This window comes from Methanosarcina sp. DH2 (assembly GCF_020804225.1).
In the GTDB taxonomy this organism is placed as follows: Archaea; Halobacteriota; Methanosarcinia; order Methanosarcinales; family Methanosarcinaceae; genus Methanosarcina.
The window spans coordinates 248,989-268,137 of record NZ_WJBI01000002.1; the positions used below are offsets into that span (position 1 = coordinate 248,989).

General features: G+C 42.0%; 16 protein-coding genes. 4 read left to right on the plus strand and 12 right to left on the minus strand.

What is annotated here, in order from left to right; genetic code table 11:
* Positions 1-54 precede the first annotated feature (54 nt).
* From FXV91_RS04990 to FXV91_RS05010, 5 genes are all read right to left on the minus strand, one after another.
* A complete protein-coding gene (locus tag FXV91_RS04990) occupies positions 55-2,547 on the minus strand; it encodes a phage tail sheath subtilisin-like domain-containing protein (protein WP_229389012.1) in 2,493 nt (830 codons plus the stop codon).
* A gap of 187 nt (positions 2,548-2,734) precedes the next feature.
* The gene (locus tag FXV91_RS04995; RefSeq protein WP_229389014.1) at positions 2,735-3,343 is read right to left on the minus strand and encodes a carboxypeptidase-like regulatory domain-containing protein; all 609 of its coding nucleotides are present in this window, start codon (positions 3,341-3,343) and stop codon (positions 2,735-2,737) included.
* On the minus strand, positions 3,344-3,946 hold the full coding sequence (locus tag FXV91_RS05000; protein ID WP_229389016.1) for a DUF4255 domain-containing protein: 603 nt from the start codon (positions 3,944-3,946) through the stop codon (positions 3,344-3,346).
* A gap of 116 nt (positions 3,947-4,062) precedes the next feature.
* Positions 4,063-6,258 (minus strand): AAA family ATPase, encoded by a 2,196-nt coding sequence (locus FXV91_RS05005; RefSeq protein WP_229389018.1) that lies wholly within the window; start codon positions 6,256-6,258, stop codon positions 4,063-4,065.
* Between the two features lie 58 nt (positions 6,259-6,316).
* Positions 6,317-6,511 (minus strand): hypothetical protein, encoded by a 195-nt coding sequence (locus FXV91_RS05010; RefSeq protein WP_229389020.1) that lies wholly within the window; start codon positions 6,509-6,511, stop codon positions 6,317-6,319.
* Positions 6,512-7,238: 727 nt separating this feature from the next.
* Here FXV91_RS05010 and rnhB point away from each other — a divergent pair.
* Entirely contained in the window at positions 7,239-7,904 is a 666-nt protein-coding gene (gene rnhB, locus FXV91_RS05015; RefSeq protein WP_229389748.1) for a ribonuclease HII, read from the plus strand.
* A gap of 172 nt (positions 7,905-8,076) precedes the next feature.
* Here rnhB and FXV91_RS05020 read toward each other — a convergent pair whose 3' ends face one another.
* Entirely contained in the window at positions 8,077-8,919 is an 843-nt protein-coding gene (locus FXV91_RS05020) for an MBL fold metallo-hydrolase (protein ID WP_229389022.1), read from the minus strand.
* Positions 8,920-9,645: 726 nt separating this feature from the next.
* Positions 9,646-10,728 (minus strand): NosD domain-containing protein, encoded by a 1,083-nt coding sequence (locus tag FXV91_RS05025; protein WP_229389023.1) that lies wholly within the window; start codon positions 10,726-10,728, stop codon positions 9,646-9,648.
* Between the two features lie 370 nt (positions 10,729-11,098).
* On the opposite strand from FXV91_RS05025, the gene FXV91_RS19685 reads away from it, so the two are divergent.
* On the plus strand, positions 11,099-11,227 hold the full coding sequence (locus tag FXV91_RS19685) for a hypothetical protein (protein WP_255679929.1): 129 nt from the start codon (positions 11,099-11,101) through the stop codon (positions 11,225-11,227).
* A 90-nt stretch (positions 11,228-11,317) separates the two neighbouring features.
* Here FXV91_RS19685 and purQ read toward each other — a convergent pair whose 3' ends face one another.
* Complete coding sequence (gene purQ, locus FXV91_RS05030; RefSeq protein WP_229389026.1) at positions 11,318-12,016, minus strand: phosphoribosylformylglycinamidine synthase I; 699 nt, start codon at positions 12,014-12,016, stop codon at positions 11,318-11,320.
* 88 nt (positions 12,017-12,104) lie between these two features.
* Positions 12,105-12,356, minus strand: coding sequence for a phosphoribosylformylglycinamidine synthase subunit PurS (gene purS / locus FXV91_RS05035; protein ID WP_229389750.1), 252 nt, complete (start codon positions 12,354-12,356; stop codon positions 12,105-12,107).
* Between the two features lie 1,286 nt (positions 12,357-13,642).
* On the opposite strand from purS, the gene FXV91_RS05040 reads away from it, so the two are divergent.
* Positions 13,643-15,124 (plus strand): asparagine synthetase B, encoded by a 1,482-nt coding sequence (locus FXV91_RS05040; RefSeq protein ID WP_229389028.1) that lies wholly within the window; start codon positions 13,643-13,645, stop codon positions 15,122-15,124.
* Positions 15,125-15,217: 93 nt separating this feature from the next.
* Positions 15,218-16,006 (plus strand): carbon monoxide dehydrogenase accessory protein CooC, encoded by a 789-nt coding sequence (locus FXV91_RS05045; protein WP_345945473.1) that lies wholly within the window; start codon positions 15,218-15,220, stop codon positions 16,004-16,006.
* Positions 16,007-16,192: 186 nt separating this feature from the next.
* Here FXV91_RS05045 and FXV91_RS05050 read toward each other — a convergent pair whose 3' ends face one another.
* From FXV91_RS05050 to FXV91_RS05060, 3 genes are all read right to left on the minus strand, one after another.
* On the minus strand, positions 16,193-16,822 hold the full coding sequence (locus FXV91_RS05050) for a tetratricopeptide repeat protein (RefSeq protein WP_229389030.1): 630 nt from the start codon (positions 16,820-16,822) through the stop codon (positions 16,193-16,195).
* 155 nt (positions 16,823-16,977) lie between these two features.
* Positions 16,978-18,225: a tetratricopeptide repeat protein gene (locus tag FXV91_RS05055; RefSeq protein WP_229389754.1), complete on the minus strand. Its 1,248-nt coding sequence runs from the start codon at positions 18,223-18,225 to the stop codon at positions 16,978-16,980.
* A 232-nt stretch (positions 18,226-18,457) separates the two neighbouring features.
* Entirely contained in the window at positions 18,458-18,985 is a 528-nt protein-coding gene (locus tag FXV91_RS05060) for a PASTA domain-containing protein (protein WP_229389032.1), read from the minus strand.
* Positions 18,986-19,149 lie beyond the last annotated feature (164 nt).

The window sequence follows — 19,149 nt, forward strand, 5'->3', positions numbered from 1 at the left end:
TGTTGCCTGTTTCATTCTGCCAGTAATTATTTGGTCGTTGCTATTCGGTTATTGTTATTCAGTCGCTGCAGATCCTCCTGCCCACTGTGCTATCCTGAATATAACGAATTCTGCAGGTTTTACTGGAGCAATCCCTATGACGCATATCAGTCTCCCATTATCGATATCATCCTGCGTCATGGTAGTCCGGTCGCATTTGACAAAAAAGGCTTCTTCAGGCTTTGTCCCCATAAGAGCCCCGTCCCGCCAGACTCCGGTAAGGAACTGAGTTATAGTTGCATTAACCCGTGCCCAGAGTTTTTCATTATTTGGTTCAAAAACAATCCATTGTGTCCCGTTTTCAATAGATTTTTCAATGTAGATAAACAGGCGCCGGACATTTATATACTTCCAGAGAGAATCGCTGGATATCGTTCGAGCTCCCCAGACCCTGATCCCTCTGCCCGGGAAAGGAATAATACAATTGATCCCTTTCGGGTTCAGGACTTCCTGCTGTCCTTTTGTGATAACCCTTGCAGCACTGCCTGTTCTCTCCAAGTCCAGAGCTCCGTTGATTTTTTCATTTGCAGGTGCCTTATGGACTCCTCTTTCGGTATCGCTGCGGGCATAAATACCGCAGACATGCCCGCTTGGGGGGATATTGATCTGTTTCTTTGATACGGGATCATATGCCTGGACCCAGGGGTAATAAAGGGCAGCATATTTGGAGTCGTATAAATTGCGCTGTCCCTGGATCTCATCAAGGTCAGAACCTGTTTCCGGGTCCAGAACCGCAAACCGGTCTTTCATCTCTTCGCATTGAGCTATGATCTTGTCCTGTATCGCCTGTGTGGCAATGCCCGGAACCGCAACTATGCTTATATCCTCTTTATTTTTCAAAGTATGAAGCCCTGTCCTTTTTTCAGGAATGAGATCGTCCTTGCCTGCATAGGTTTCGTTAATTTTTCCTTCGTCTTCCGGGATTCCGTCAGTTCCCCCAGCAAGAAGCCAGCCGGGCTCTGCGCCCTGTGTGGGCATGGGGATCTTTTCAGCCGGGTCCTGTGTGCTGCTGACATCTTCTATCCGAATCAGGCGGGAACTTTCTTCCGAAATTACTCTGGTAATGTATCGGCTGTGGTTACTGTTCATGGAAAGGTTTTTAAAAATCTCTTCTGAACCGTCGAACCTGATTTTAAGGTCAAACTCAACTGTAGAGACCCTGGTGCCAGTATCGAGATTTTCATTGACCACATTTCCAAGGACTACTTTTTTGCTGCTGCCTGCTTTAATTACTTCTTTTACGGTTTCGTATATCGGAGCCTTATCTTTTGGCTCTATTTTTAGCAGGGTGCCTTTTTCCATACCGTTTATCGTACTCAATGTGAGGGTATTTTTATTTGAGGCAGGTTCTGTCAGGCTGGCTTCGGATAGGGAACTCAGGTTTGACATAACTTTGATCCGGTTTCCCCATTTTCCTTCGCTTGAAGCACTAACATTGATAGCTTTTACCAGCTGCTTTATCTCCGCATTCATTTTGTGCTGGTATTTCATCTTTTCTTCTGAAAGGAGAAGGTTACCGGTCTCGACTGCTCTTATAAGGAAATACTCATCCCCTATCTTGAGGGCACTGTTTACATCAAATTCAGCAGCTTCCTGAGCAACCGGGATAATCAAGTCTCCAGCCTTCAGTTCCATAAGTACGGCTGCAGTTTCCGGGTCAGTCTCGGGAATTGATAATTTCTGTATTTCTGCGCCCTGGTCATGTTTTAATTTTAACGCTGGTGCTACTGTAATTGACTTTTGTGTATCATTGACCGCGCTGAGGATGCAGATCTCCGCATTTTCATTCTTATCGAGCAGGACTGCATCACCTGCAGTAAGTCCGGAAACGTCATCAAGCATAATTTCCGTATCTCCGGATTCGAGTTTTTCCTGTACCTCGTAAGCATCGGGGTCAGCGGGATCAGTGGGACCTGGTATAAGTTTCGTGATTTTAGTTCCTTCCGCATATATGCTGCCTATCAGTGGAGCATTCAGGGTAAGAGTTTTTGCTGTATTTGCAAATCTGAGCTGGAAATACTCCGAGAAAGCCCCGTCTCTAAGGAATAGAATATCCTGTGGCTCCAGACCTGCTATATTGTCTACCTTCAGGACAAAAGACCCTGCTTTTGTTTCTGCGGTAAGGTGGGTGGTGATTCCCGAGATATCAGGTATAAAACCGGAGGCAGCTTTTGCATTTGAGTCTTCGTTCTCACTGTCTTCGACAGCCACCCTTACTATATAAGCCCGTTTGCCTCCGTTACTGAAAAACCCTTCTACTGCATACGGTAGCCAGCGAACACTGTCATATTCCTTATCTTCAGGCAAATATCCTCCGAAGATACTCTGGTACTCTGCAAAACTTGTTACCAGAATAGGCCTGTTAAGAGGACCCATTTCCGCAAATCCTACAAAACCGGCAGTACTCGTACTGACACCTTCGATAGGCTTTGCCCCGATTTCGAATTCTTCTATATATACCCCTGGTGCTAAATATTCCGGTATATTTATTCCCCCTATTTTGATCATCAATTATATTTTTATCCGGGCAGCCTCAGTATCTTAGTTTTGGAAGCTTTCCCGGTTCATGTGCTCCTAAATTGAAGCATGAATTATCGAATTATTTGCTAAGTTATTTGTTGAAAAATTTACTAAGTTTTTATTGAAGAGTTATTTATTGAAGAATTATTTATTGAAGAGTTATTTATCGGATCATTTACTGGATTAAAATCTTTTTTGAAGAAACCGTTTTTCCTTCCTGTACTGTGAATGAGCTCTCAACAGCTTCTCCGTTTATTGTCAGGGTTACTTCCTCTGTTTTTGCAATGTTTTTAAAATAAAGCACGAATTCTCCTCTACTGTCTGCAAGGTTTTCTATATCTCTGCCATCCACTCCAACTCTCAAGCCGGTTACGGTTTTTCCTGAGCTTGATTCTATTTGCCCTCTAAGAAGGGTTGCATTGGCAGGAAACGGATATTTGGGGTTGGGCTTAAGAGCAATTTCAGGTTTGCCGTTAATTTCAACTACCGGTTTCTTGGGATCAGAAAAAGCTGACATATCTACTGTTATTTCTTCCGGGAAATACAGTTCCGGTTTAATAGTTAATTTATAATTCCCGGCATCGAGGTCAGTAAAAAAATAATACCCGCTGAGGTTTTGGGATGCTTTTTTGCCTGTTTCCTTTGTCTCCACCTGAATTTTGCCTAATGGCTTTTGCTTTGTATAGTCATCAATTACCCATACTGCAAAGGAGAGTTTGAGAGATCGAACATCACCGGCATATGCGGTGCAGGCATCGGTCTCGTATAGTCTGGCAAAAACCATTCATTTACCTCCTTTTCTGGCATAATAGGCATAGTTTATTTCTCTGGATACTACTCTTTGAACACCAACCTCCCTGCCCGAATCTATCTGTACGGGAGTAACCACATAGCAAACTGAAGGTCTGAAAGATTTACTCGGAAATGTGCTCCAGATTTTGGTCAGGTCTTCCATATTCAGGGAACTCATCATTATGTGCAATTCCTCGTTTTTATTCAGATTCCCCTTCAAAAGCGATCCTTTCAAAATAGAGTGGTCATACAGGACTCTAATAGCCCTTCCCAGTACAGTATGTTCCTCCAGTGACCTGGCAGTTTTATCCTGCACTCCTGAAGATGTATGAGGTGTTAACATATAGTATAGTTCAAGGGTCAATGGCGGAAATGTAAGCGTATCTGGATCCTTAACCTGCATTTCCTGATTTCTCAGATGAGTGTTTTCAAAAACCTGATACAGAAAAAGGGATAGCCGCACATTGTCACTGGAATCTATTTCTCCGGGAGAAAATAACACTATTGACTCCCTGTCAACCAGTTCCTCCATATTGTCCCTTAAGAGCTCTATCAAAGTCTCTCCAACATCAGCTATTGATCTGTAATCAGACAATGAGCTTATCCTCCCACTGTTTAATTCTAAAGGACAGGATGTCCATGAAAAAATTTATTATTTAAATCTGCAATGTAAACGTTTTAGTATTCAGTAGATATGCTTCATGCTCATGATTATTTCAAATGCCTGGAATACTCTCCAAAATCAGTTTCTGTAAAGAGTTTTCCAATTTTCTGATATTCCCTTTTTGTAGCTCTGATAATGTGTTCCATTCCGACCTTACCAGACCCTCCTGCAGCCAGAAAAGAGGCTGAAAGAGCTATGTTTTTGATATTTCCTCCTGTGAGTTTGAATTTTGACAGGAAAGCAAAATCTACTTCAGCCTCAAGAGGAGTTTCAGCAGGGAATGTATGTTTCCAGATAAGTTCCCTGGATTTTTCATCGGGAACCTGGAATTCAACTGTAAAATGTAACCTGCGAAGAAATGCATCATCCATATTTTTCCGGAAATTACTCGCAAGTATCACGGTTCCTTCGTGTTCTTCCATTTTCTGGAGCAAATAAGCGGTCTCAATATTTGCATAACGGTCGTGGGCATCTTTTACCTCTGACCTTTTGCCAAAAAGAGCATCAGCTTCGTCAAAGAAGAGGATCGCATTACTCATTTCAGCTTCCTTAAATATTTTATTTAAATTCTTCTCGGTTTCCCCGATGTACTTACTGACAATACTTGAGAGGTCTATTTTATAAAGATCCAGCCGGACTTCCCATGCAAGAACTTCAGCTGCCATGGTTTTCCCTGTCCCGGAAGGACCGGAAAAAAGCACGTTTAAGCCTTTTCCAAGGGATAGTTTTTTTTCAAAACCCCAATCAGAGTATACCGTCCCCCTGTACTTGACAAAGTCACAGATTTCTTTTAACTGCTCAAGCGTATCTTTTGGAAGGACAATATCATCCCAGTTATAGTGAGGGTTAATCTTCATAGCGAGGCCACTTAGCCTCTGGTTTGACCGGGCTTTGCAGCTTTCGTAGAGAATTTCAGCCGAGAGTGTCGGAACATCTGGATTTTTTGCTCTCGCGATCTCACGTGCTGTAGTGATTGCTTTTTCAATCTGACCGCCTGTGAACCTGAACTTGCTTGCAACTTCTTTTAAGTCTGTATCCTTTTCCAGGGTACGGTCCCCCTCCAGGCAGGTCTCCCATAGTTTTTTTCTGAGAAGATAAGAAGGACGGGGAAAAGAAAAAGAAAGAAAACCGCTGTTTATCAAATCCTCTTTTTGTTCAAAAAACCCGTTTCCAGCCAGAAAAACACCCTTTGGAAAATTTCTCAGGTTATGAAGTAAATTCTTCAGAGGGATTTTAGTCTCTTTAATTTCAGTCCCTGTATTTGCAAGCAGAGAATTAAAGTTTTCAAGGTAAAGCGCCGAATCCTGCAGGAGCGATTCCCTGAGCACAAGAGTCACGATTTCTGGAAAACGGCTTTCAAGAAGGGCTTTTGAATCCACGATAAGTAAATCAGTGCCCACTTCTCTGCAGGCAGATTCTGCAGTAATCTTTTTCCCGCTGCCATCCGGCCCCTCGAAAAAGAATTTCAAAGGGACTTTATTCCTGATATGCCAGCTTATAGAGTCCTTCAACCTGCTTTTAAGGTCTTCAGGCAGGACCAGAGCTTCAAAAGACCTTTTTGTTTCTATTATGTATGAAAAATCCCGAATCCTTTCGTCAGGCTCGTCGAACTCAAGTAAAAAGTTGACTATTCTCTCATCGACTTTTAAAGCTGTAGATAGGAGGGATTGCTGCCCTTCTGAATTCTCGCCTGTCTCTTTTCCTTCAAGATAGACCAGGTGGTTTTTGACCAGGGGCGACTCTCGCGAGAAATAAGCTCTTGCCTTAATTTTCGCTTCGGTTGTCGGGCAGAGAAGGTTCAGAGCCAGATCAACTCCAGGCCGTTTTCTGGTCACGTCATTTTGAAGGTAAGAATAGATCTTTTCATATTTCAGATCCAGTTCCGGGGCAAGTCCGATTAAAAGGATATCAATCTCAAACGGATCCAGGCTGAAAAGCTCAGATAGTGTATGAAGCCTCAGTTCTTTGCCGTGTCTCAGGCTTTCAATTTTTCTACTATATATATCTCTGCGTACCTCTCCAATTTCTTTAATCTCCGAGTCAGGCAGTATTTTTGGATCTGTCCCGAAACCGGGAGATTTTAGAAGCGTCTGTATTTCGGCTTCCGAAATATATAGACCTCTGAATTCATCTATCGGCTCAGAGAGCTCTGCCCGGAAGACTTCAAAATAACTGCGAATCAGTCGATCGATTCTGGAGAACTCGTCAAGAAGATGTTCTAGACTATCAGCATATGGCATCATATAAATTCAGCATAAAAAGGAGTTAGCATCGCCAGACCGGACACTTTGGTTATCCGGGTCATGTTTTCGTTTCCGTCGCACAAACCTTAAGTGCATTTTTCGACTCCAGAATCTTCGTATATGCACCAATCAATATTTCGGCATCTGAGAATTGGCCATGGGACTTGAGTCTGTCCACCTCAAGCAGGAATTTTCCAGTATTTTCTACAAGCAGTTCATGTTTGCCTGCAAATTTCGCAGCCAGTATTTTCAATTCTTTTCGAGAAGAGTATTTCTTTGGACTTTTACCGTCAATAAAATTGAAAATAATTCCGCATGTCCGATGACCTATGGTTCTGGTTGAAGGATTAGCAGATGTTTTTGTATAAGCTCTAAAAGTATTTTCTTCTACCAGCTCTCCACATTCACATAAAAATATATTATAACCCCCTTTTATATTACCCTTTAAGCCAAAAATAAATCCCCTATTGGCTCAAAAATAAACAAACTACAGATTAAATCAAAATTCAAGCAGGAAAAATTAAACATTTAGCGTTTAATAAAATCCAGCATCTCTACTAGCCAGGGAAGTTATCATCGCCCAATCGCTCACTCCCCAAAATCGAGGATTTCCATACCCAAAGAAATTTCGACTAGATATTAAATATACTTCATCAAGTATATATGGTTTAAGATGAACAATAGTTTCAACTTAAAGTATTTTAAATTAGTTCTGAAAATTCATTATTCTAATTTGAGAGTTATTCCTAATTTGAGAGTTATTTTCTCAGATAAAATTAACCCATATGTAAAGTTGCCGCGTATAACATATGGAAAGACAGAAAAGGCTCCTTAAGAAAAGGCTCCTTAAGAAAAGGCTCCTTAAGAGCAGATATTCTCGTTTGATTTATTCTCCAAAATCACGAAGGAGACCGGCTCGAGAAGGAGCAAACTTTAATACATTGAAAATCTCTTCCCCCAAATCAGGAGATATCCAGAAAATGATGATCGCAGGAATTGACGAAGCCGGAAAAGGTCCGGTAATCGGGCCCATGTGCATAGGGGGCGTAAAAATCGAGGACTCAAAAGCCCATATCCTTAAGGTGCTGGGAGTTGCGGATTCCAAGAAGCTGACGCCGAAAAAAAGGGAGCAGCTTGCAGCCCAGATCAAAAAACATGCCGACGGCTTTTTCGTCCTTGAGGTCAGCCCCTCTCAGATCGACGAACTCAGGAAGATAATGAGTATGAACGAGATCATGGTTGTCTGCTTTGCAAAAGTGCTTGAACAGCTGAAACCGGATACCGTGTATGTCGATGCTGCTGATGTAAAAGCCGAACGTTTTGCCGAAAATGTTTGCAGGCAGTACTCAAAAACCTGTCCTGACCATGCAAAGGAAATAAAGATAATTTCCATGCACCAGGCAGATGCTATCTATCCTGTAGTCTCGGCAGCTTCTATTATTGCAAAGGTACGCAGGGACGAGCTTATAGAGGAGCTCAAGAAAGAATGGTGCACAGACTTCGGCAGTGGCTATCCTTCGGACCCGAAAACAAAAGGATTCCTGTTAAAATGGGGAAAAGAACACTGCGGAGAATTCCCCAGTATCGTCAGACAGTCCTGGCAGACAGTAGAAAATATAAGGGAAGAACTGAAAAAAGTTGAATGAAAGCCTTCAATTGAATCAAAGCTTTCCGAAAGATTTCCTGAACTACCGATATATCCTTATAAATCGAACCCTGCGTACTTACCGGTTGCGTATGCTGTCGGCTTTTTCCTGGAGAAAATGAAAGAAAGAGAAAAGGAAGAGAAAAGGAAAAAGAAAAGAAAAGAAAGGATCGTTAAAAATATTCAATCTGCAGTCCAATTCCCACTTCCTTAAGCCTGCAAACCTTTGAAAGCTCGATTTTTGAATTTAAGTCCGTACAGTGGCAGGCGTGGACGCAGGTCGGGTTAAGTATTTTGAGGTATTCGAGGGTCCCGTTCATCTTTTCTTCTGAGGGTTCCAGGAGATGGAAACCACCTATTATATCAAGGACCCTGCTGTCTCCGCAGATTTCTTTTGCATATTCGGTGATGTTGCAGATCCCGGAATGGGAGCAGCCCGTGATGATTACGAGCCCTGCCTCTGCCCTGTACACCAGGGCTGTGTCGTCCGGAAGGAGGTCGGGAATTTTATTTCCCTCGCCGTCCTGCATATATCCGACAGCTGCCCCTGCCTCAAAAGCGAAGTTCCTGGGGATTTCCCCAAGAAAAACGAGCCTCTCGCTCAGCCAGAGGGGAATGCTTGAGAGCTGCAGCCGGAAGTGTTCGGAAAGCTTTTTGGGAGTGAGCAGGCTTCCGATTTCCCCTATCCCTTCACATTTTTTACTTTCGAAGGCGAGGGGATGGGCAACGAGAATTGGAGATCTGCAGGGCAGTCTTTCTATCCCTGCTTCCATGAAAAAGCGGATAAGGGGTTCAAGCCCCCAGCTGTGGTCCAGGTGTCCGTGGGAGATGACCAGGTAATCAAGGTCCGAAAGTGAAAGTCCCATTTTCCGGGCGTTTTTGAGGAAAATATCCGAATACCCGGTATCAAAAAGGACTCTGATGCCCGAATCCTCTAACAGGAAGGACAAACCAGGCTCGGCGAGGAAATACCTGTCAATAAAGGTGTTGTTGTCAACAAGGACCGTGAGTTTCATGAAGAGTTTAATTTGCCTGCAGCCTATAATAATATTATCAAATACTCATAAAACCAGTTAGGGTTGCGTGTTTCACTGCGAATACCCGGTACCCTTTATAAAATTATATCTCAAACACATCGGCCCCCGATGTATTTTCCTGAGATCACCCCGATTTTCCCATCCGGATCAGCTTTTTATTTCAGGCTTGTTTCAAATACCTGCCGTGAACCTGAACTCTTACCCTGTACAGACTCAAAATAATAAAATCTGAAAATATAATTTCATTGTAATACTCGTGAAGAATGAAAGAAATACCTTTAGAAGTACTGATTCTGAGAAAAGATCTAGATCCTTATAAGGGAATTATAAGGGAATTATAAGGGAATTATAAAGGAATTATAAGGGAAAAATCAAAACCAAGTGAAGGAATCTACCGGAGCTTAAAATTAAAAAGCTGGAACTTGAAATGAAAAGGAAACAGACTGAAAATGAATGGATATCATAAAAAAGAGAAGGGCTTGAAAATCTAAAAGCCTTACAAGAGGTTTTAACAGAGCCCTTCCATGAATGACGGTTTGAATTCTCGTCTTTATTTTACAAGTTTCTCACAACTCTTCATTACCTTTTATATAAGCTCCTGATAATTTTTCTGAACCATCTCAGGAGTCAGAGGTACTCAAGGGTACTTATATGTATATTCCCAGCTGTGCCTTGTAGTATCCCTATATATTTCATATTGAGGCTTTATATTATCTGAGGCTTTTTATTCGCCATAAATGTCTCATCACCGTTGTTATCACTCGCGTTTCCTGAATTGTTATCCGAAGAGGTTTCATTTACCAGAGGCATGTAATCTATACTTCCGGTAGTCTCATTGATAACATATGGAGTGTCGCCTATACCGTTTCCGTCAGCATCTTGCCCTGTGTAGTTACTCCAGAAATTACCTGCCGAACTGCTATTCCATATATTAGTCCCTTCATCTATCACATTAAGGAAATTCGAAAAATCGTTCTGATAGATAGTGTTGTTAGAAGATTCATTAAGATATACTCCAAACTCATTCAGGTACACGGAGTTATTAACTATAGTATTGTATTCTGCCATCTCTCCAATGATTCCATAGTCGTTTTTTGAAATAAGATTATAGGCAAGTATATTCCTTTCAGATGTTCCAAGAAGAATCCCTATTCCATTAGCACTTGCCGTGTTATTTATAATAGTGTTATTGACAGAATTATTCAGCAAGATACCCTCGCCGTTTGACGTTAACCAGTTATCTGACAGCTCATTTTCTTCGGAATCGACGAGAACAATCCCACTATATCCGATGCCCACGAGGTTATTATAAATATAGTTACGCTGAGAACCATTGAGAGCAATGCCCACGTCATTCATTACCAGCGCATTGTTGCTTACTGAGCAGTTTTCCGCTCCTTCAAGATAAATCCCTACTTCATACCAGTCCTCGGCGGAAGGGCCTCCTGCGATATAAAATCCGGATATTGTCACATTACTTGCGTTAACGTAAAAAACATCATCTTCCGGAACTGCACCCAGTACGTATATGCGGTTAACTTGGTCTTCTGACGTGGAATTTGAGATAATTGAAACCTCTTTATTCACCTCTATATTTTCCTGGTACACTCCAGGGTTTACAAGAATCGTATCCCCATTCTGTGAATTATTAACAGCTTCCTGGATCGAACTGTAGTTTTCTCCTCCATTGGAATCTACGGTAATAACCGCAGCGCCTGCCGGGATTATGACCATCCCGAGCATAAGAAGGAAAATTGTAAAAGCATTTAGAATTAATTTTCCATTCATAAACCAATACTCCCCTTAATTGATTGAACTATCCATACAGAAAAATAAATACTGTTTTTATAATAACTCGTAAGAATATAATCTGAGGTAATAAAAAGATTTTGAAATATATATTCTGAAAAATAAACCTGAACTATCATATATTCGCCTATTCAAATAGATCCTTCTGAGCCTGAAAAATCGGTTTAATAAAAAACTCATGGATCTTAAGAGCAGGTAAAATCCCTATCCTGAAAGCCTGAATGATAATGTTTAAGGAAAATTGAAGGTTAAAGAAAATAACGAAGGTAACGAAAATAAACTAATATAAAAATAAAAAGAATAAATTGAAAAAAAATAAAAGAAATGTTTTATTAAAAATGAAAAGAACTTGAAAAGAAGAGAATCAATAACAGTAATAAAAGTAATAAAAGTAATAAAAGCAGTAAAAGCAGTAAAATTAATAAAGTTAACAAAGCTAATAAAGTTAATAAAAAAAATAGAAAATTGGCTCTGTTGATATTAATCAATCCACTTAAAACCGATCTGGTCTGTTAAAACCGATCCGGTAAGCAGAACGCTGGAATTTATTTAAAAAATAAAAAGCGGATTAGAAGTTCTCGGTAATATAATCCGCCATAGACTCGAAAACCCGCCTGCCGTCATCAGAACCAAGGATTGATTCCGAAGCCCTTTCCGGGTGAGGCATGAGTCCGAAAACGTTCTTTGAAGCGTTTACTATTCCTGCGATGTTTTCAAGAGAGCCGTTAGGGTTGGCTTTATCCGTTGCTCTTCCTTTTTCATCTACATAACGGAAAACAACCTGTTCGTTCTCATCAAGCTCTGCCAGGTTCGGTTCTTCAGCGTAGAACTTGCCTTCCATATGGGCGATGGGCATCCTGATAACCTCTCCTTTCCTGAATTTTGAGGTAAAGGGGGTATTAGCTGTCTCAACCCTGAGATTAGTCCAGTGACACCTGAATTTGGGGTACTCGTTTGTTGTAAGAGCCCCTTCAAGAAGCCGGGCTTCGGTCAGGATTTGGAAACCATTGCAGATCCCGAGGACAGGTTTTCCTTCGGCTGCTATTTTTTTTACGGAATCCATAATAGGGGTTCGGGCTGCAATAGCTCCTGCCCTCAGGTAGTCTCCATAAGAAAAGCCGCCTGGAACAACAACCCCGTCAAAGCCTGTCAGGCTCTCTTCTTTGTACCAGACAGTTTCGGCATCCACACCAACCACGTCTTTAAGGACATGAAGGACATCCATGTCGCAGTTTGTGCCTCCGAACTGAATAATGGCAATCTTCATCTTTTTCCCTCAATCTTCCTTTTGTATTTTCAAAACGTTTAGCCTTCCGGGTTTTATTCTTAAATCCCTTAATTCTGCAGGGAGCCCCTCAGCTAAGTTCCTTGAGCTTTATAGTGTAGTTGTGGACGATTGGGTTTGCAATAAGCTTCTGGCACATCTCATCAACTTTCTGCTCCGCAACTTCGGCAGACTCTGCTTCGAGCACGATTTCATACAGTTTTGCAGTCTTTACGCTTTCGACTGCATATCCAAGGTGTCCGAGAGCCCTTTTAGCTGTAGTGCCTTCAGGGTCAAGCATGCCTGCTTTCTGTTCAATAGTTACTGTTGCCTGGTACTGCATCTTTGTAAGCCTCAATTTTGAATCTTTAAATTAATCAGGCTTTCACCTGTTTTTCAGCATCCCGAATATGGTATCAGGTGAAAGATAAAATGGACTTAAAGGTGAACAAAGTGAACTTAAAGGTAAACAATTTCCGGTCTGCACCATAATAATTACAAGATGCTTAAAAACGTTGCGTATATTACGGGATATAGATAAAAAACTTCCTTTATTGCAGGCAAAGAACTCATGAGAAGTTCTTTAAAGCCAGAGAATCCTTCTTTGCCTGAAGCCTCATCTATATTTATAAAATTACTTATTATAAAAATGTTGAACAGAATAGTAAAGTTTTAAATGTATATAAAACGTAATTATAAATTGGGTGAAATGCTGAACTTCAATGAACCGGATAGCTGGGAATGTAAACAGAATAGTCTGGAATAGGACCTGCACCTGACCAGGCAGCTTGTCCTCTGCAAATATGGAGTCCTGAGGGGCAGTAATTGCTGCAGAGCTTACGTACCAAGAAATAACCTGTACGCCACACGCTGCTGCTGTCTCTACTGTGCACACTCCATCTGGATAGGGAATGAAAAAAGCGCAAGGAATCCCTTCGCTGCACTGCAGGGAGACCCTGTGTTCGCTATAGAAGTGCTCCGGGAAGAATCGCCCGGATAAAAAGAGCAGACAACGAAAATAGAGAAAGAGAAGGAGGGAAAAAAGAAAGAAAAAGAGGGAAAAAAGAAAGAGAGAAACATATCTGATTCAGCGTCAAAGTAAGAAGGCAAAAACGTACTTTCTTTTTTAATTCCAGACCTTAAATCTGTATATTATATTTGTTTATTATACCTGTTTTACCTGATAAATTCCTCAAGGTTATAATTGAAAAGCGGGTTCTGTTGTCAAGGTAAGTATTTTCAGGTAACAGAGCACCTCTTCGGTATAGGCATAATTGTCTCTAGGCATAATTGTTTCTAGGCATAATTGTTTCTCTTAACTGCGGTGCTGGTTTACCGGTTGTTTTTCTTACCTGACTGGCCGGCATAGCCATGCGGTGCAGGGAGAGAAAAAAGGGAGATTCCCTCTCTGGATTCCGAAATAGATCAACCAATTCTACAGGAGTGACCACATTTTTTAATCAGCGTTTTTTAATCTGCATTGTCAGCATCTTTTTCCAAATCCGTTTGCTTTCCAGAGAGTCCTTTTTTCAGAGTTTTATAGATGCACTGCCGGAAGAGGGCAAAATAATAAATACAGGGTGTAGCTCGTGTATACCGGACAGAAAGGACAGAAAAAAAGGTGTAACCATGTGCGGAATAGCGGGAGTGTTCGGAAACCCTGAAAGTGATTTAGAAGTAAAGAAAATGCTTGCAGCTCTGGGGCATAGGGGACCTGATGCCTGTGGGATCTATACTGCAGGAGACCTGAGCATAGGAAATACCCTGCTTAAAATAACGGGAGATATGCCCCAGCCGCTTACAGGAATAGGAGCCCTCGTACTCAATGGAGAGATATACAATTTTCGCGAGCTTAAAGCTGAGATAGGGATAAAAACCGATTCCGATACCGAACTGCTTTTTTCACTTATAGAAACAGGAGTCAGGAAGGGGAACACCCCGATAAACGCTGTATTCTCCGCACTTTCGAAAGTAAACGGCGACTATGCCCTTGCATATGTTTGCGGAAGGGAACTTGTACTTGCGAGGGACCCATCAGGAGTAAAGCCTCTTTTTTACTGCTCTGGAGAAAGGATGGAAAAGCCAGAGATAGCCTTTGCCTCCGAAAAAAAAGCCCTTGCCTGTACTGGCAGAAAAGCAAAACCCTTTCCTCAGGGAGGGATTCTGAGTTTCAATATAGAAAACAGGAAAATCGCAGAAAAAGTCGTGGTGAGGTCTATTAAAACAAAACCCCCTGAAGAGAGGATTTCCGTAGAAAAAGAGGCTTTATTTCACCTGAAAGCAGCTCTTGAAAGAGCTGTGGAACTCAGGCTTACCTCGACCGCAGGAATCGCGTTTTCAGGAGGGATTGACAGCACCTTTCTAGCAGCCATTGCAAAGCGCATTGATCCTGATATTTCCCTTTATGCGGTTGGGCTTCCGGATTCTCACGATATTGCCCAGGCAGATTATGCAGCCCAGGCCATTGGCATGAAGAAAAACCTGAAAGTACATTTCCTTTCACCCAAAGAAATAGAAGCTGCAGTCCCTCAGGTAATTTATGCAACCGAATCCACCGACCCGATGAAGGTTACAATAGGGCTTCCTCTTTACATAGTTGCAAAAACTGCAGGAGAAGATGGAAAGCGGGTCCTTCTAACCGGACAGGGCGCAGACGAACTCTTTGGAGGGTACAGCAGGCATGAAGGTTTTTTTGATCAGGGTCCTGATGTACTTGACAGGGAAATTTACTCTGACCTTGAGAACATCTCAACAATTAACCTCGAAAGAGATGACATGGTTACAATGGCCAATTCCGTGGAACTCAGGGTACCCTTCCTGGATAAAGATGTTATAAAAACCGGGCTTGCAGTAAGTCCGGAGCTCAAAATAGTGAAAAAAGACGGTTTATATACGCGAAAATATATCCTCAGGAAAGCGGCAGAAGGTCTGCTCCCTCCGGAAATTCTCTGGAAAGAGAAAAAAGCAATGCAGTATGGGACAGGAGTACAGAAGGTGCTCGACTGGCTTGCCAGGGATTCGGGTTTTTCCAAAAAGCAGGGGAAACATATAGAAAAGTACCTCATGCAAGTTGCTTCGGAAAAAAGATTTGGATTCGTAAATGAAAGGTAAAGCTAGACATAAATCAATAAGTATAAACAGTTTGATGCTTATATTCGAGTAAAAAATTATTATGTTTGATTTATAACTAGAATTTCAGGGGGAATTCGAATAAAAATAGCAATTACCGGAAAAGGCGGCGTTGGAAAAACTACGCTTTCAGGCACTCTGGCAAGACTGCTTGCAAGAGACGGATACGAGGTCCTGGCAATAGATGCAGACCCGGATATGAACCTGGCATCTTCCCTGGGGATAGAAAACCCCCCAAAACCCCTCGCCGATTTCAAAGACCTTATTCAGGAAAGGGCAGGTACCGAAGGCGGGGCTTTTATCTATAACCCGAAAGTGGACGACATTGCAGGCAAATACGGAGTAATAGGGCCTGATGGCGTAAGGATGCTTGTCATGGGCACTGTGGATAAAGGAGGTAGCGGGTGCATGTGTCCGGCATCAGCTTTCCTCAGGGCTCTTCTCAGGCACCTCATGCTTAAGGAAAAGAGCGCAGTTATCCTGGACATGGAAGCCGGAATAGAGCATCTGGGAAGAGGCACCACGCGCGGAATGGATCTTATGATTGTAGTAGTGGAGCCGGGAGCCAGGTCCCTTGAAACAGCCGAAAGAATCAAAAAGCTTTCTTCCGAAATAGGGATAAAACACATCGCCGCCGTAATTAACAAAGGAGGCGCCGGAAAAGTCAATGACAGGCTTGAGGAGCTTGGCATCCCTGTACTTGGAGAAATTCCTTTTGACCAGCAGTTAATGCAGGCTGATCTGGAAAAAAGAGCTCCTATCGATACAGGCGGCGAAGCTGTTAATGCGATAATTAAAATCAAAGAAAAACTCATGGAAACTGTTGAGGAAATCAGGAAAGAAGAAGAGGAGAGTAAAAAATAAGAGAGTGAAAAGTAAAGGCCAAAAAATAGCCCCTACACTCTTTTATCTTTAATTTTTACCTTTAATTTTTTACCTTTAATTTTTTACCTTTAGTTTTTTATCTTTAGTTTTTTATCTTTAGTTTTTTCTTTTTAGTTTTTTATCTTTAGTTTTTTGTACCCTGTAATTCTTTTATATTCTTCATACTTAGTTAAAGTCACTGTCCGGGGAATCCGTTAGAGTTCCCTTCTTATAAATAAGCCCCAGAAGCCTCAGCTTTTTCTCCCTGATAAGAACATCAGTAGGGTCTATCTCCAGAGCTCTGTCGTAAGATTCCATAGCCTCCCCGTATCTTCCCAGATTTTCCAGAACAGACCCTTTCTGGTACCAGGAGAAGACATCATCGGAATTGACCTTAAGGACTTCATCATAACACTCTATAGCTTTTTCAAAATCCTTCAGGTTATTGTAGGCAAAACCCTTAAGGCACCTTATTCCCAGATGATCGGGATCGATTTCAAGAGCTCTGTTGTAACAGGCAAGAGCTTCTTCAGACTTCCCGAGCCTGTCCAGGACAAAACCCTTCTGGAGCCAGGCATCAAAGTACATAGGGTCCAGATTTAAGGCTTTATCATAGAGACTGAGTTTGTCTTCATAATTATCGTTCTCGCCTGCCATTATAAGGAACTGCCTGGGGTCCTCGGTTTCTTCGGTTTTTCCTGCCGCTTCCATCCCCTGTTGTTTTACCGTAGTGCTTTCTGTGGTATTGTTTTCCTCTGCCATTTCGGAACCCTCGGTTTCCAGATAATGATTTATTCGGACCCCTTTAGGGGCCATCTCTCGTGCCTGATTCCCCCGTTATGTGTGAAATCAGGGTTGAAACTGATATTGAGCATTTTCGTTTTCAATGAGATATACTTTTTCTGATTCGAATTTTACTGAATACAAATCATGATACCGGCTTATGCAGAAAAAAGGTTACCGAAAAGAGCTTATCGAGAATCTCTGGCTTTTTGCCGGCTGATTCTCGAAAGGATTTCAACCTTAATTTCAATAGCAGGAACAAAGCCCGGTTTCAGTTCGAGAGCTCTGTTGCAGCTTTGCAGGGCTTCTTCCTGTTTGTCCAGTTCTGAAAGGAAAAGTCCCCTGCCTGCCCAGAGACCGGGATCTTCAGGTGCAAACTGAATAGCCGTATCGTATGCTGCCAGAGCCCTCTCAAACCTGCCCGTCCTGGAAAACAGGCTGCCGATACATTTCAGGGCTTCCAGGTAATCAGGCCTGATTTTGAGGGCTGAGCTGTATGCTTCAAGGGCTTCTTCTTTCCGATCAAGTGCAGAAAGGACTGAGCCCTTTCCTGCCCAGGCTTCGGCATATTCAGGGTTTCTCCTGAGCACTTTTTCGTAGGTTTCAAGCGCTTCTTCAAGCCTGCCAAGCCTGGAAAGAACAACTCCTTTATTGTCCCATGCAATTTCAAAAGCAGGTTCAAGCTCAATTACTCTGTCATAAGCGTCTATTGCTTCTTCAAGCCGGCCCATTTCAGAGAGGATCACACCTCTATTGTACCAGACCCTGAAGTCATCAGGAACTATTTCAAGCACCCGGTTAATAAGCTGCAGGGCAGTTTCAAACCTTGTTGCCTTATAAAGAAGTATGGCTTTCTGAAAGAGCGCTGTGGCGTTCCGAGGATCCTTTTCAAGCATCTCAGTACATGCCTGAAGTTCATTGAAGAAAGGGAAGGAAGCATAAAGATCCCTGACAGCCCGGAAAAGGGGCAGGATTTCATATTTTTTTCCATCAACCGTCAAGGTTTTTGTTTCCGGATCGTATGAAAGAGCTACTGGCTCCTTCTGGCTGATGTTTTCTTTCAACGAATTTTCTTCTACTCTTTTACTTTCTAATATATTTTCTTTTCCTTCATTCTGCAGGGCATTTTTCATTCCTTTATCAAAGGTTTTTTCCATTCTTCTAAGCGCTGTCTCAAGTTCGGATAAACATCCGGGAGAAAAAGGGGAGTTATCGGCTATGGAAAAGATAGATCTGAGATGCTTTCGGCTTTTTTTGTTATTCTTACTCCAGAGAATAGTTGAAATCCGGCTGCATTCAGTAAAAAACTCTTTAAGAGAAACATACAGATTCCTATCCTCGGAACTATTTAAGTTTCCGAAACTCCTGAGTGCAGCATTACAATGCTCCCGGAGTTCCGGAAGAAGTATATCATATTCAGAATTAAGTCCATTCATTACTACCAAGTCCTTTCATCAGCACCAGATCCTTTCATCAGCACCAGATCCTTTCATCAGCACCAGATCCTTTCATCAGCACCAGATCCTTTCATCAACACCAGATCCTTTCATTAACACCAGGTATTTTCATTAGTACCCTTTCCTTCGTTCATAAAGTTCTCTATAGACCTTACTCAGGGTCATTGGACTTTACTAAGGTCCCTTCCAGCTTCAGGAAAGATACTTGTTCTCAGTGCTTTGAATATGGACATAGAAGTGAGTTCTGGCTCAAATCAGGCTTAAAATTCCCTTTTTTTGCCACTACCAGATCTACGGTTGACCCTCTCTCCACGCACGTTCCACCCTTTGGTTCCTGCTGGATAACATCTCCGAAACGGACACCTCCTACAAAAACACTCTTCTCTCCAATATTACCGACAAGAAGTCCTGCTTCTTCCAGCTTTTTAACAGCCTGCTCCACAGGTAATCTTATAACAAAAGGAACTTCAACATCCTCTTTCTCAAACCCAGCATCCTGCACTTGTTTATCGAGTACTTCCTGTTTATCGAGTACTTCCGGTGTGCTGCTTTTACTCTCTTCTCCCAGGACCTCTTCCAGAAGCTCTATTGCTCCGCTGATCCTGAGAAGCGTTTCAGTCAGATTTTTCTTTCTGTTTTCAAGTTCTGCAAGCTTTATCTCGATATCTCTGAGAAACTTCTGGCCTGACTCGTATTCATCCCTGAGTTCTATCAAACGCTGTTCAAGTTGTGCTTTCATAGTCCTGTAAACCCCTCTTCATGATTCATTGCTTCCAGTGAAACCGAAATCAGGTTTTGGCCTTCACTCCAGTCTCCTTTTGCTCTAGCTTCTTTTAAATTAAGCAGTTTTAGTTTTTATTCAACCTTTTTATTTTTTATTCGATCATTTTATTTTATTCCATC

Excerpts from the sequence above, each read along its gene's own strand:
- FXV91_RS04990 (WP_229389012.1), bottom strand. The coding sequence starts at position 2,547 with ATGATCAAAATAGGGGGAATAAATATACCGGAATATTTAGCACCAGGG.
- FXV91_RS04995 (WP_229389014.1), bottom strand. The coding sequence starts at position 3,343 with ATGGTTTTTGCCAGACTATACGAGACCGATGCCTGCACCGCATATGCC.
- FXV91_RS05005 (WP_229389018.1), bottom strand. The coding sequence starts at position 6,258 with ATGATGCCATATGCTGATAGTCTAGAACATCTTCTTGACGAGTTCTCC.
- rnhB (WP_229389748.1), top strand. The coding sequence starts at position 7,239 with ATGATGATCGCAGGAATTGACGAAGCCGGAAAAGGTCCGGTAATCGGG.
- FXV91_RS05020 (WP_229389022.1), bottom strand. The coding sequence starts at position 8,919 with ATGAAACTCACGGTCCTTGTTGACAACAACACCTTTATTGACAGGTAT.
- FXV91_RS05025 (WP_229389023.1), bottom strand. The coding sequence starts at position 10,728 with ATGAATGGAAAATTAATTCTAAATGCTTTTACAATTTTCCTTCTTATG.
- purQ (WP_229389026.1), bottom strand. The coding sequence starts at position 12,016 with ATGAAGATTGCCATTATTCAGTTCGGAGGCACAAACTGCGACATGGAT.
- purS (WP_229389750.1), bottom strand. The coding sequence starts at position 12,356 with ATGCAGTACCAGGCAACAGTAACTATTGAACAGAAAGCAGGCATGCTT.
- FXV91_RS05040 (WP_229389028.1), top strand. The coding sequence starts at position 13,643 with ATGTGCGGAATAGCGGGAGTGTTCGGAAACCCTGAAAGTGATTTAGAA.
- FXV91_RS05050 (WP_229389030.1), bottom strand. The coding sequence starts at position 16,822 with ATGGCCCCTAAAGGGGTCCGAATAAATCATTATCTGGAAACCGAGGGT.
- FXV91_RS05055 (WP_229389754.1), bottom strand. The coding sequence starts at position 18,225 with ATGAATGGACTTAATTCTGAATATGATATACTTCTTCCGGAACTCCGG.
- FXV91_RS05060 (WP_229389032.1), bottom strand. The coding sequence starts at position 18,985 with ATGAAAGCACAACTTGAACAGCGTTTGATAGAACTCAGGGATGAATAC.